This window comes from Chryseobacterium sp. W4I1, assembly GCF_030816115.1.
Classification (GTDB): Bacteria; Bacteroidota; Bacteroidia; order Flavobacteriales; family Weeksellaceae; genus Chryseobacterium.
The window spans coordinates 3,062,475-3,074,787 of the sequence record NZ_JAUSXQ010000001.1 but is presented as its reverse complement, the minus strand read 5'-3'; the positions used below and the strand labels follow the sequence as shown (position 1 = coordinate 3,074,787).

The following is a 12,313-nucleotide window of genomic DNA, read 5'->3' as shown; positions in this document are numbered from 1 at the left end:
GTATTGATGAAATATTATACTAAGTAAAAATCATTCAGTTTTTCTTCGCAAAGTATCTTCACTACATCTATCCAGCGGTCTTCGTCATTCAGACATGGGATATAATGGAAATTTTCTCCGCCTCCATGCAAAAACTGTTCTTTTCCTTCGACTGAAATTTCTTCCAGTGTTTCCAAACAATCTGAAACGAAGGCAGGGCAAACAATAGCCAGATTTTTCACTCCTTTTTTGCCTATACTTTCAAGAGTTTCATCTGTATAAGGTTCCATCCATTTATCTTTACCTAATCTTGACTGAAACGTAACCATTACTTTTTCCTTGGGTAATCCCAATTTTTTAATGACAGAATTAGTCACATCAAAACATTGATGGCGGTAGCAGAACTGGTGACTAGGATTATTTTCACGCGAACAGCAATCGTTTAAATTACATGTTTTCGTAGGATCAGTCTTGTAAATATGTCTTTCGGGAACTCCGTGATAAGAGAACTGTAAGGCATCAAAATTTTCAGGAAGCTTTTCCCTGATGCTTTCTGCCAGGCAGTTAATATAAATATCTCTGTTATAGAAAGGCTGTATATAATTGATCTTTACCTTTGGAAACTTCTTTTTACGTACCTCCTCTGCTTTTTCAATCACCGTTTCAGTAGTGCTCATCGCATATTGCGGGTACAGTGGGAAAAGTACGATCTCAGAAACTCCCTGATCAACCAGTTTTTGAATTCCCGCTTCAATGCTCGGCTGGGCATATCTCATTCCGATTTCCACAGGAACATCAACTATTTTTTGAAGTTTTTTCCGGATCTTTTCTGTGATAACAATTAAAGGAGAGCCTTCATCTGTCCAGACTGTTTTATAGGCTTCAGCAGATTTTGCAGGTCTTGTTTTAAGGATAATTCCCTGAACTAAAAGTGCACGGAAGATCCAGCGGTAATCAATTACCTTTTCATCCATCAAAAATTCGTCAAGATATTCCTTTACATCATTTACCTCGGTAGATCTTGGAGAACCAAGATTGACCAGTAAAATTCCTTTATTATCCAATATTTTTAATTTTAATTATAGAACAGTTTTTTTGAAATCTGTTACCAGTTCTGATACGTTTGCAAAGGTATCACTTTCAACCTGTTTGTCATCGTTAAATTTCCCCTTTATTCCTTTTATTAGCAGCTGGTGACGGTCTTCTGTTTTTGCTCCAAGAGTTTTTAATATCAATATCAATTCTTCATGACCTTTCTCTCCGCTGGCAGATGCTGTAATCACAGCAGCCGGCTTATCAGAAAAAACAGTGGTAGAAACACACCATTCCAATAAGTTTTTTAACCTTGCAGGAATACTGAAAATATATTCCGGTGTACAAAATAAAATACCTGCAGAATGATTGATAGCTTCCCTGATCTTTACAACTTCAGCCGGTGTATCAACATCTGTTACAGAGGTGTCAAAATGCGGAAGAACAGAAAGATCATCATATATTTGAAAGTCAGTATCCGGATGTTTTTCCAGTACCTGTTCTATTAATTGCTGATTGCTGGAATTTTTAGAGGCACTCCCGATAATTACGATGATCTTCTTTCTGGGCATTGGTTCTGTTGGTTATCCGTTGACAGCTTCTACTCGTTCTACTAAATCCGGAACGAACTGTTTTAAGATATTTTCAATTCCGTTTTTCAAAGTGGCCGTAGAGCTTGGACATCCTGAACAGGCTCCTTGTAAAAGCATTTTGGCAGTTTTATTCTCCTGATCATATTCCATCAATGAAATTTTTCCACCGTCATTTTCTACGGCAGGAGCTACATATTCATTTAAAATATCTGAAATTTTCTGCTCATCGTCTGTATATTCTCTGTTGATAATCTTTTCAACAGGATTTTCATGTTTCTGAGGCTCAAGATTTGAAATTACACCTCCATTCTGAAGATATTCTGCAATGAATCCGCGTACGGCCATCATTACCTGATGCCATTCCACAGAGTCATCTCTGGTTACGGCAACAAAATTGTCAGAAATAAAAATTTCTTTTGCAAAATCAAATTCCTTCAAAATAGCTTGTGCCAAAGGAACGCCCTCTGCTTGATCCCTGGATTTCACTTCCACAAAACCTTCTAAAAGGAGCTTGCTGGAAACAAACTTCATGGCATTAGGATTGGGAGTCATCTCCGCATAGATCTGATACATTTCCTTCTTTTTTTGAAGATAAATTCTAGGATTAGCCAATAATTCATCTTCAATGATATTCTTCAGGTTTTCAGCTACATGTTCCCATTCTACAGTATCCTGTTTCGCTACCGCTACAAAATTGGCAGTAATAAAAATTCTTTCTACAAAAGGATAATTGAAAAGTTCCTGAGCTAAAGGAATTTCTGAAATATCTGAAGTTCTGTCCAACTCCAAAGATCCCGGAATCAGGTTATAATCCGTGACAAATTTCATCACTTTCGGGTTTTCGGTTGGTTCTATAAATATCGTACGCATTTTTTCGTTAAATTTGAGATACAAAAATACGCAATTAGAAATTAGAAGTTATAGAATAGAAATTAGATTTTTGCTATCATAGTCATTTAAAATTAAAAGTCAGAGATGAAAGCTAAGACTTAGAAGCAGGAGTTAAAAAATATTATTTCGAATTAACTTATTTTCAAATCATCAAATTAAAATTATGGCAATTGTAAAAGCGCTTTTAGGAAAAGTACCTCAGATAGGGGAAGGCACATTTTTGGCAGAAACGGCAACTATTATTGGCGACGTTACCATGGGTAAGAATTGTAGTATCTGGTATAATGCAGTAATCAGAGGAGATGTACATTACATCAAAATGGGCGACAAAGTAAATGTTCAGGATAATGCTATGCTGCATTGTACTTATCAGAAGCATCCTTTAAATATCGGAAATAATGTGTCAATAGGCCACAATGCAATCGTTCACGGGTGCACCATTCAAGATAATGTTTTAATTGGAATGGGAGCTATTGTGATGGATGACTGTCTGGTTGAGGAGAATTCTATCGTAGGAGCAGGTTCAGTGGTTACCCAGGGAACCCACATCAAGTCAGGAGAAGTTTGGGGTGGAGTTCCGGCAAAAAAAATTAAAGATATTTCTGCCCAGTTATTAGAAGGAGAAGTAAACAGGATCGCAGATAATTATGTAAAATATTCTTCGTGGTATAAAGAAAACCTGGAAGTGGGAAGTTAGTTTTGAGTTGGAGAGTTGGGGAGCATTTGAATAAGAGAGCGGCTGTTTTTTTATGAGTTACTGAATTAATGTAAATCTTTTTTCGCTCTTGCCTGATGTCGGACATCTGATATCTAAAATCCTTTTCCCAAAACCACTAATACATCATACTTTTTTACATTTTACAAAAAAGGAAAACAAAAGCTCCATCATTACTGATAGAGCTTTCTTTAAATCCTTAGTATAAACTCCTGAGTGAGTTTTTGTTGATTATTCAACAGAATATATAACCTTTGCTTTGATTTTTATTTTACTGCTCAGCTGCTATCAGCTGTACTTTACCATTGATACACTTAATGGATTTTGGGGGCATGATCATCATACAGTCAGAGACGATATTGTATTTTTCATTGAACGCTTTTACCTTATCCGTATACTGATTGATTCTTGGCAGAATTGTATTTTCTATCTTTTTAGGATAGGCGATATATTGCTGAGGTCCTCCACAAGCTTTGGCTCCCATTGGAGCAAATGCCCATTCTGAGGCATCCGTACATTTTTCTGAAGCTTCAGATTCTATAGATGCTTTCAGTTTATCCAGTTGTGCCTGTTCATATTTCTGGCTGTCTTCATCAGCAGGTCTTTCCGAAATATCTTTAGGTAGATTGGTATTGATATTCTTGGATGTATTGCATGAAACTAAGGTAAATGTAGTGCATAATGCTAATAGTAGAGGATATATGAAACTTTTTTTCATTATAAATTTCTTTTCTGTTAAAGAATTTTCAAAAGTTATGCCAAGGTAAGAAAATCAAATTCATTTCCGTAATTTTGAAGCGTGAACAATCATTTTTTTGACTTAATAGAGCATACCAACAGAAGTGTTTTTCTTACAGGAAAAGCCGGAACCGGAAAAACGACCTTCCTTAATGACTTTGTAAAGAAGACCAGGAAGAAGTATATCGTAGTAGCGCCCACTGGAATTGCAGCGATCAATGCCGGTGGTGTAACCATCCATTCCATGTTTGGGCTGCCATTAAGAACTTTTTTACCGACTACTGACCGTATTGATGGAAGCTTGGCGAATAATATTGCCGACCTGATGCCTCATTTCAAATACCGAAAGGATAAACTTAAACTTTTAAGGGAAGTGGAGGTTCTTATTATTGATGAGGTTTCCATGCTCAGAGCGGATGTTCTCGATATGATGGATTTCTCTCTGAGGTTCATCAGAAGGAACAATCAGCGGTTCGGTGGCGTGCAGATGCTGTTCATTGGAGATCTTTATCAGCTTCCTCCGGTGGTGAGGGATGAGCATATTTTAAAGATCTGCTATCAGTCGCCTTTCTTTTTCGACAGCCATGCAGTGAAAGATATTCCGCTTCTGACTATTGAGCTAACGAAAGTTTACCGACAGTCGGATGAAAAATTTCTGGATATTCTGAATGCAATTCGTGATGGCGATGTGGCCAATATCAATTTTGATGTTCTTAATGAAAGGTATGATCCTGATTTTAAGGCGGGAACTGAATCTTACGTTTATTTGTGTTCACACAACAGAATGGCTGATGAGATCAACCAGGAAAAGCTGGCAGAAATTGATCTGACGGTGAAAACCTATGAAGCCAAACTTTTTGGAGATTTCAAGGAAAACCAGTTTCCCAACGAGCAGTTTTTAGAATTAAAAGTCGGGGCTCAGGTGATGTTCATCAGAAATGATATCACCGGGGAAAAAAAATATTTCAATGGAAAATTGGGTGAAATCACTTCACTTGATGATAACGAGATCAAAGTGGTTCTCGATGGAAGTGAAAGAGAAATTGTCGTAAAAAGAGAAGTTTGGGAACAGAAAAAATATTTCCTGGACACTGAAAAAAATATCAAAGAAGAAGTTCTGGGAAGCTTCGAACAGTTCCCGATCAAATTGGCGTGGGCCGTTACCATTCACAAAAGTCAGGGATTAACGTTTGATAATGTAATTATTGATGCCGGAAAAAGCTTTACGGCGGGACAGGTTTATGTAGCTTTGTCGAGATGCCGAACATTGGAAGGTATTGTTTTAAAATCCAAAATTACACCTGAAGTTATTTTTAAGGACAACAGGATTCTGCAGTTCCAGGGAAATACTTTTGCGAATGATAATGTAGAAGCTATTCTGAACCGTGAAAAATATGACTACAGCATCAAAAAAGTGCTCCGTACCGTCAATTGCTTGTGGTTCCTAAACGAGGTAGAAGAATGGAATAAGCTTTCCATCACCACAAAAAGTATAGATCATGTAAAAACCAACCAGCTTTATCTTCAGCTGAAACATGAAATTGTCAATCTTGGAAAGATCTTTGAAAAGCTGGAAAGAGTCATTTCTCAGAAGGTGAATAACTTCATCGAGAATAAAGAAGAATGGTCTGAGATTGAAAGTAAAACCAAAGGGGCGGTTAATTTTTTCTTTACAGAAATCAAGGATAAAGTTTTTAATCCATTGAAAGAATTTTATGCTGAAATAAAAGGAACAAAAGGTCTAAAGCAGTACAATGAAGTATTCAGAGACTGGTTGGAAGATACAGAAGAATATCTGAACAGCCTGAAAGAAGTTCATCTGCTGGAAACGAAACTTTTAGATGAAAAAAATGATAAAGAAATTAATTTAAAGATTGCAAAAGTTCCTTCCCAGGTTCTGACCTTCCAGTTGTTTGAGCAGGGAAAAACCATTGGTGAGATCGCTATGGAAAGAGGTCTGGTAAAAGAAACCGTAATCGGTCATCTGGCGAAATTTGCTGAGCAGGGATTGCTGGATATTTCAAGAGTCATCACTTCAGATAAAATCAAAGCCTTTGAAAATGAATTCTACAAAAATCCTCATGAAACCTTAACGGAATGGAAGAATGCTTTACCGAATGATTTTGAATTTAATGAGATCAGGATTTTGATCAATCATTATACTTTTAAGAAGGAGAAAGGAAAATAATTATAATAAGATTATTTCTTTTTCCCTTTAATAAAGCAATTCTTCGAATTTGAATTTAATAATTAAACATGAGAATTTATTGCTTAGTTTTATAGATTATCTAAAAATTGAATTAGTTGTTCAATTGCATCAAATGTATCATTTATGAATACATTATCTATTTCAAATTCAGTATCTAAAGGTAAATTCAAGTTTGTTTTTTGATTAAAAGTTTCATCAACAAAACCCATATTGTGAATAGAAATATGTCTTACTTGGAAAGCTATTTTTATTTTTTCAAAAAACGATTCATTATTTAAATTTATTCCCTTTGGGATAAATATTTCTTTATTAACATCGTCAAGTAGTTGATAAAAATTTTTATTCATATTTGCATTTGTATCGTAATATTCTTCGATGAATTTTTTTAATAAGAACTCCACATCACTACATGCAGAAATAATTGTCAACATTTTTAATCTTGAATAATTTGTTCCCAATGAAATGGTGTAATCAAACCAATTGTTGATATTTTCAGGAATTCCTAAGCTAGTTTTTAGATCAGAAGGAAATATTCTGTTTTTATGGTCAATAGGAATCATGTCAGATGAATAGAAGACAGCATTTCTAGTGATATTATTAAAGATTGCATGCATTCCTTTTAGTATAGGATTGTTTAATGGATTCATATAATTAGTTTTTATTTTAAACAAATATATACAATTTCTTAAGTCGTAAATCAAAACTTTCCAATAGTTTTTGCCTGAACTAACCAATCTAACCTATCAATTACAAAAAGTAACTAATGCGATTTTATTGGTTTAAATTTGTTTGGTTTTTTGAGACCTAAAATTTAAAATATGAAAAATTTTGAAATATCGGTGCTGGATCTTGCTCCCGTAAAGCAGGGGAAAAGCATTCACGATACGTTTCAGGACAGTTTGTCTTTAGCGAACCATACTGAAAATTTAAATTATAAAAGATTCTGGCTGGCCGAGCATCACAATATGGAAAGTATTGCCAGCTCAGCGACTTCAGTTCTGATTGGTTTTATTGCCAACGGAACAAAAACAATCAGAGTAGGATCCGGAGGAATTATGCTTCCCAATCACAGTTCTCTGATCATCGCTGAACAGTTCGGAACCCTGGAATCCCTTTTTCCGGGAAGAATAGATCTTGGATTAGGAAGGGCTCCCGGAACTGACGGTCTTACGGCTCAGGCTCTTGGAAGAAATCCTGCGATCATCAACCAGCAGTTTCCAAGACAGATCTTAGAACTGCAGACTTATTTTTCAAAAGAAAATTCTGATGCTTTGGTTCGTGCCATTCCGGGTGAGGGTCTGGATATTCCGCTTTATATGTTGGGATCCAGTACAGACAGTGCCTGGCTGGCTGCAGAGCTTGGACTTCCTTATGCCTTTGCGGGACATTTCGCTCCGGAGCAGATGGAAATGGCTTTTAAGATTTACAGAGAACATTTTCAGCCATCAAAACAGCTGGATAAGCCTTACATTATGGCTTGTGTGAATGGGGTAGCTGCAGAAACTACCGAGGAAGCTCATAAAATATCCACGACTTTATTTCAGGCGTTTATCAATATTGTAAGAAATGACCGCAAACCTTTTGCCCCGCCGGTAGATGATATGGACGATATCTGGTCACCAATGGAAAAATCAATGGTGCTTCAGAAACTGAGATATACCTTCATTGGAGATCAGGCAGAAATTGAAGAAAAACTGAAAGATTTCCAGGAAAAATTCAATGTGGATGAATTAATTATCAATTCACATATCTACGATCATCAGAAAAGACTGAGATCTTATGAAATTTTCAGAGAGGCGGCAGACTCTTTATCCAAAGCCTAACAAACCATTCATATTAATTGGCAGATGCTTATTTTTATAAGTATCTTTGCACAAATAAAAAGTAAACATGTCTGATATTAAATTAAATACTATTCCAGAGGCTATTGAAGACCTTAAAAATGGTAAAATAATCATAGTAGTAGATGATGAAGACAGAGAAAACGAAGGAGATTTTCTTTGCGCTGCAGAATTGACAACGCCGGAAATTATCAATTTCATGGCATTTCACGGAAGAGGGCTGATCTGTATGCCGCTTCCTGAAAAAAGATGTGACGAGCTGGGTCTTGAAGTGATGGTAAGCAGAAGCAGTGACCCTAAGGAAACCGCTTTTACCGTATCTGTTGACCTTCTTGGTAACGGAACTTCTACAGGTATTTCTGCAGGAGACAGAGCAAAAACGATTTTAGCTTTAATGGATGAAAAATCCAAGCCGACCGACTTTATGAGACCGGGACACATTTTCCCGCTTCGTGCAAGAAAAGGAGGTGTTCTGAAAAGAGCCGGACATACTGAAGCAGCCATTGATCTGACAAATTTAGCGGGATTAAAAGAAGGTGGTGTGATCTGTGAGATTATGAATGATGATGGTACGATGTCTCGTCTTCCTGAACTTCACGCTTTCGCTCAGAAACATGATATGAAGATCGTGTCTATTGAGGATCTGATCCATTACCAGCTTAAAAAAGGAAACCTTATCGAAAGACTGGAAGAAAGAAAAGTAAAAACTGCTTATGGGGAGTTTGATTTTTATGCTTTCAGAGAAACTTCTAACGACCAGATCCATTTTGCTTTGACTAAAGGTGCATGGACGGTTGATGAGCCTGTTTTGGTGAGAGTTCAGTCTTCAGATTCCTATTTTGATGTACTGACAAGACTGAATAACGGGGAAAAGCCCTTATTGGAAAAAGTAACCAATATGGTGAATGAAGCAGGAAAAGGAGCCGTAATTTTCATCAATAACGTTTCAAATTCTGAAAATACACTGAGAAAACTTCAACAGTTCCTAAATTATCAGGACGGACAGGAGCAGCATCCTACATTAGCATACAATTACAGAGATTATGGGATCGGAACACAGATCCTGAAAAATCTGGGAATCAATAAATTCAAAGTGATCACACAGAATCCTAATATCAAGCCGCAGGTTGGCGGATATGATGTTGAGGTGACGGAACTGGTTCAGCTTTAATAATCAACTGTAAATGATCAGTAGTAGATTAATGCTATTGTGAATTTTATAATATTCAATTCAATAAAAAAGGTTTAGGATTTTTCTAAACCTTTTTTTAATTTTAGGGAATGACAGCTTCCCTTAAAGAACATATTTTAAAACATATTCAAATCTCTGATGAACACTTAGAAGAATTTTGTAATGCCTTTACCTTTCAAAAAATCATAAAAAAAGAATTTTTACTTAAAGAAGGGGAGCATTGTAAGTTTGAAGGCTTTGTGATCAATGGCTGTTTTAAGGTATATCATTCTGATCAGAAGGGAACAGAACAAATTTTATATTTCGCAATTGAAGATTGGTGGATCACTGATGTGGATAGTTTTACTACTTTAAAACCTTCACAGCTTAATATTCAAGCGTTGGAAAACAGCGAAGTGCTTCTTATTTCAAAAGCGGATAAAGAAGCATTATATCAGAAGATTCCTGAAATTGAAAAACTTTTCAGAATTATGTCTCAAAAAACACTGATTGCCCTGCAGCGAAGAATTATAGAGAATCTAAGTAAAACGGCAGATCAGCGCTATGTTGATTTTATTACGAAATATCCACAGATAGCAGGCCGCCTTACCAATATCCAGATTGGTGCTTATTTAGGAATAAGCCATGAGTTCGTGAGCAGAATTAGAAGAAAGATCGTTACGAAAAATTAGTTATTTCCATTTATTGACCTAGTTCAATGTTTTGAAGAGTCCCTTCTATGCATCTTTGCAGTACTCATTTTAAGTACAAAAGGCTTAAAGCATATTAATACTAATCACAACTTTATTATTAAAAAAAATGGAAGCACAACAAAAATTCAGAACAATCAAAGCAGATAACGGGTTTACTTACAGTATTTATAATGCTGATGAAAACAGCTTCGGCGTTGCATCGGTTCTTATATCAGGAAAAGGAGATGCTGTTTTAATCGATGCTCAGTTTACTTTGGCTGACGCAGAAAATGTAGCACAGGAAATTAAAAATTCCGGTAAAAAATTAACCACTATCTATGTTTCTCATGGTGATCCTGATTTTTATTTTGGATTACAGGTTTTCAAAAAATACTTTCCGGAAGTTACAGTTTATGCATCTCCTGCAACGGTAGAGCATATCCAAAAGACATCACAGAAAAAGCTGGAGGTTTGGGGCGGTAGACTTGGAAATGCCATTACCAATAATGTTGTTTTACCACAGGTTTTGATAGGTAATACTATTGAATTAGAAGGAGAAAAGCTTGAAGTTGTAGGATTGGAAGAGTTTCCTGCAAGAACTTTTGTCTGGATACCTGCTGCAAAAACAGTTCTAGGTGGAATCAATGTTTTTGGAACCGGTTTTCATCTTTGGACTGCAGATTCTCAAACCAGGGAATCCAGAAATGAATGGATCAAGATTTTAGATAGGATCGAATCTTTGCATCCTGAAATTGTAATTCCTGCCCATGCAAACTCTGATTCTGATTTTAATTTAAAAGCAGTAACGCACACTAAAAATTACCTTCAGTTTTATGAAGAGGCTTTGAAAACAAATAAAAGTTCTGAAGAATTAATCAAAGCATTAAAAGTAAAATACCCTGCTCTTACTTTTGAAACTGCCCTTCAGATAGGCGCAAAAGTGAATACAGGAGAAATGAAATGGTAAGAATAATCTTAAGCCTGATGATGCTCAGTATATTGTCAAGCTGTTTTAAAAAAAAGAAGGTATGACCAATCTGGAAATTATAAAAAGTACTTACGAGGGTAAAACTTCAGAAGAAAACGGGAGAAACTTAGCGAACTATGCGTCTGAAAGTATTTCCTGGACAGAAGCTGCCGGCTTTCCTTACGCAGGAACCTACATTGGATTAGATAATATTGCTAAAGGTGTTTTTAACAGACTAGCAGACGAATGGATCGATTATAAATTTGTTCCTGAAAACTATGTTGCTGATGGAAATACCGTAGTTGCTTATGGGACTTATAAGGGGACTTATAAAATCACGAATCAATATTTCGAAGCCAGAGCAGCCCATATCTGGAAATTAGAAAACGGAAAAATAATCAGCTTTGAACAGTTTGTAGACAGCCAGACTGTAAACAATGCGATGAAGTAATATTAAATAAATATGTTTTTCAAAAATGATAAAACTCAAGCTTTTGCTTGAGTTTTATTGTATTGTTGATTATTTAATTTCGCAGTCTGTAAAATCTTTAAAGCCATTGAGGAGATCCTTAATGCCCATCCTTTTCTTTCCTTCCAATTGAAGTTCTAAAGGTTCATAAATACCATCTTTAGTATAAATTTTAAAAGTGTTTTTTGAAATATCAAGTGTTCCAGGTGTTTTGTCATGATTGGAAACTTCATATTTACCAAGGAATATCTTCAAGGTCTTTTCTTCACTTCCAATTTTTAAAGTAGTAAAAGCTGCAGGATAAGGAGACATTCCTAAAACAAACTGATGCACTTCCTTTGAACTTTTAGTCCAGTCTATTTTAGTGTCTTCTTTGAAAATTTTATAAGCATTTTTAGGATGCTCTACTTTGGGCTGCGGTTTTTCCACAATAGAATTTTCTGCAAGGCCGTCAAGTGTTTTGACCACTAATTTTGATCCCATCTCCATTAACCGGTCATGAAGGCTTCCTGCATTTTCATCTGGTAAAATGGTCAGTTCCTCCTGCAGAAGAATATTTCCTTCGTCTATTTTTTCATTGATAAAAAATGTGGTGGCTCCGGTTTTTTCTTCACCGTTGATCACAGCATAATTAATAGGTGCTGCTCCTCTGTAATCAGGGAGAAGGGAAGCATGAAGGTTGAAAGTTCCCATTCTAGGCATTTCAAAAAGGACTTTGGGCATCATTCTGAAAGCAACTACCACAAAAACATCAGCATCAAGTTTTCTAAGATTCTCTAAAAATTCAGGATTTCTCAGTTTTTCCGGCTGGAAAACAGGAATATTATTTTCCGAAGCATATACTTTTACAGGGGACTGATTGATCTTCTGCCCACGGCCACTGGCTTTGTCTGCAACGGTTACTACGCCTACTACTTCATGACTGGACTGATGGATAGCCTCCAAAGAAGTTTTTGCAAATTCCGGGGTTCCTAAAAAAACAACTTTCAATGATTTCATAATGCAAAGATAAGGGT

General features: G+C 36.0%; 13 protein-coding genes. 7 read left to right on the top strand and 6 right to left on the bottom strand.

Annotated elements, in window-relative coordinates:
* Window positions 1-14 precede the first annotated feature (14 nt).
* The 3 genes from hemH to QF044_RS14400 are packed head-to-tail and all read right to left on the bottom strand — an operon-like array spanning window position 15 to window position 2,474.
* Window positions 15-1,043, bottom strand: coding sequence for a ferrochelatase (hemH, locus tag QF044_RS14410; protein ID WP_307268621.1), 1,029 nt, complete (start codon window positions 1,041-1,043; stop codon window positions 15-17).
* 15 nt (window positions 1,044-1,058) lie between these two features.
* Window positions 1,059-1,583 (bottom strand): NADPH-dependent FMN reductase, encoded by a 525-nt coding sequence (locus tag QF044_RS14405; protein WP_307268618.1) that lies wholly within the window; start codon window positions 1,581-1,583, stop codon window positions 1,059-1,061.
* 12 nt (window positions 1,584-1,595) lie between these two features.
* Window positions 1,596-2,474 (bottom strand): NifU family protein, encoded by an 879-nt coding sequence (locus QF044_RS14400; protein ID WP_307268615.1) that lies wholly within the window; start codon window positions 2,472-2,474, stop codon window positions 1,596-1,598.
* 184 nt (window positions 2,475-2,658) lie between these two features.
* Here QF044_RS14400 and QF044_RS14395 point away from each other — a divergent pair, with 184 nt between their 5' ends.
* Window positions 2,659-3,192 (top strand): gamma carbonic anhydrase family protein, encoded by a 534-nt coding sequence (locus QF044_RS14395; protein WP_307268613.1) that lies wholly within the window; start codon window positions 2,659-2,661, stop codon window positions 3,190-3,192.
* Window positions 3,193-3,481: 289 nt separating this feature from the next.
* On the opposite strand, the gene QF044_RS14390 is transcribed toward QF044_RS14395, so the two are convergent.
* Window positions 3,482-3,928: a hypothetical protein gene (locus QF044_RS14390; RefSeq protein ID WP_307268611.1), complete on the bottom strand. Its 447-nt coding sequence runs from the start codon at window positions 3,926-3,928 to the stop codon at window positions 3,482-3,484.
* 81 nt (window positions 3,929-4,009) lie between these two features.
* Between QF044_RS14390 and QF044_RS14385 the strand changes: the two genes are divergently transcribed.
* Window positions 4,010-6,136, top strand: coding sequence for a helix-turn-helix domain-containing protein (locus QF044_RS14385; RefSeq protein WP_307268608.1), 2,127 nt, complete (start codon window positions 4,010-4,012; stop codon window positions 6,134-6,136).
* 89 nt (window positions 6,137-6,225) lie between these two features.
* Here QF044_RS14385 and QF044_RS14380 read toward each other — a convergent pair whose 3' ends face one another.
* A complete protein-coding gene (locus QF044_RS14380) occupies window positions 6,226-6,804 on the bottom strand; it encodes a hypothetical protein (protein ID WP_307268606.1) in 579 nt (192 codons plus the stop codon).
* Between the two features lie 171 nt (window positions 6,805-6,975).
* Between QF044_RS14380 and QF044_RS14375 the strand changes: the two genes are divergently transcribed.
* The 5 genes from QF044_RS14375 (at window position 6,976) to QF044_RS14355 (ending at window position 11,279) form a co-directional block, all read left to right on the top strand.
* On the top strand, window positions 6,976-7,980 hold the full coding sequence (locus tag QF044_RS14375; protein WP_307268604.1) for an LLM class flavin-dependent oxidoreductase: 1,005 nt from the start codon (window positions 6,976-6,978) through the stop codon (window positions 7,978-7,980).
* 67 nt (window positions 7,981-8,047) lie between these two features.
* A complete protein-coding gene (gene ribB / locus QF044_RS14370; RefSeq protein ID WP_307268602.1) occupies window positions 8,048-9,169 on the top strand; it encodes a 3,4-dihydroxy-2-butanone-4-phosphate synthase in 1,122 nt (373 codons plus the stop codon).
* Window positions 9,170-9,279: 110 nt separating this feature from the next.
* Window positions 9,280-9,861, top strand: a complete 582-nt coding sequence (locus QF044_RS14365; RefSeq protein ID WP_307268599.1) for a Crp/Fnr family transcriptional regulator — start codon at window positions 9,280-9,282, stop codon at window positions 9,859-9,861.
* A 127-nt stretch (window positions 9,862-9,988) separates the two neighbouring features.
* Complete coding sequence (locus QF044_RS14360; RefSeq protein WP_307268596.1) at window positions 9,989-10,828, top strand: MBL fold metallo-hydrolase; 840 nt, start codon at window positions 9,989-9,991, stop codon at window positions 10,826-10,828.
* 61 nt (window positions 10,829-10,889) lie between these two features.
* Window positions 10,890-11,279, top strand: a complete 390-nt coding sequence (locus tag QF044_RS14355) for a nuclear transport factor 2 family protein (protein ID WP_307268594.1) — start codon at window positions 10,890-10,892, stop codon at window positions 11,277-11,279.
* Window positions 11,280-11,348: 69 nt separating this feature from the next.
* Here the strand turns inward: QF044_RS14355 and fmt are convergent, their stop codons facing one another.
* Complete coding sequence (gene fmt, locus QF044_RS14350; RefSeq protein ID WP_307268592.1) at window positions 11,349-12,296, bottom strand: methionyl-tRNA formyltransferase; 948 nt, start codon at window positions 12,294-12,296, stop codon at window positions 11,349-11,351.
* Window positions 12,297-12,313 lie beyond the last annotated feature (17 nt).

What these genes read in the sequence shown, in the direction of transcription:
- QF044_RS14405 (WP_307268618.1), bottom strand. Translation starts at nt 1,583, where the DNA reads ATGCCCAGAAAGAAGATCATCGTAATTATCGGGAGTGCCTCTAAAAAT.
- QF044_RS14400 (WP_307268615.1), bottom strand. Translation starts at nt 2,474, where the DNA reads ATGCGTACGATATTTATAGAACCAACCGAAAACCCGAAAGTGATGAAA.
- QF044_RS14395 (WP_307268613.1), top strand. Translation starts at nt 2,659, where the DNA reads ATGGCAATTGTAAAAGCGCTTTTAGGAAAAGTACCTCAGATAGGGGAA.
- QF044_RS14390 (WP_307268611.1), bottom strand. Translation starts at nt 3,928, where the DNA reads ATGAAAAAAAGTTTCATATATCCTCTACTATTAGCATTATGCACTACA.
- QF044_RS14380 (WP_307268606.1), bottom strand. Translation starts at nt 6,804, where the DNA reads ATGAATCCATTAAACAATCCTATACTAAAAGGAATGCATGCAATCTTT.
- QF044_RS14375 (WP_307268604.1), top strand. Translation starts at nt 6,976, where the DNA reads ATGAAAAATTTTGAAATATCGGTGCTGGATCTTGCTCCCGTAAAGCAG.
- ribB (WP_307268602.1), top strand. Translation starts at nt 8,048, where the DNA reads ATGTCTGATATTAAATTAAATACTATTCCAGAGGCTATTGAAGACCTT.
- QF044_RS14365 (WP_307268599.1), top strand. Translation starts at nt 9,280, where the DNA reads ATGACAGCTTCCCTTAAAGAACATATTTTAAAACATATTCAAATCTCT.
- QF044_RS14360 (WP_307268596.1), top strand. Translation starts at nt 9,989, where the DNA reads ATGGAAGCACAACAAAAATTCAGAACAATCAAAGCAGATAACGGGTTT.
- QF044_RS14355 (WP_307268594.1), top strand. Translation starts at nt 10,890, where the DNA reads ATGACCAATCTGGAAATTATAAAAAGTACTTACGAGGGTAAAACTTCA.
- fmt (WP_307268592.1), bottom strand. Translation starts at nt 12,296, where the DNA reads ATGAAATCATTGAAAGTTGTTTTTTTAGGAACCCCGGAATTTGCAAAA.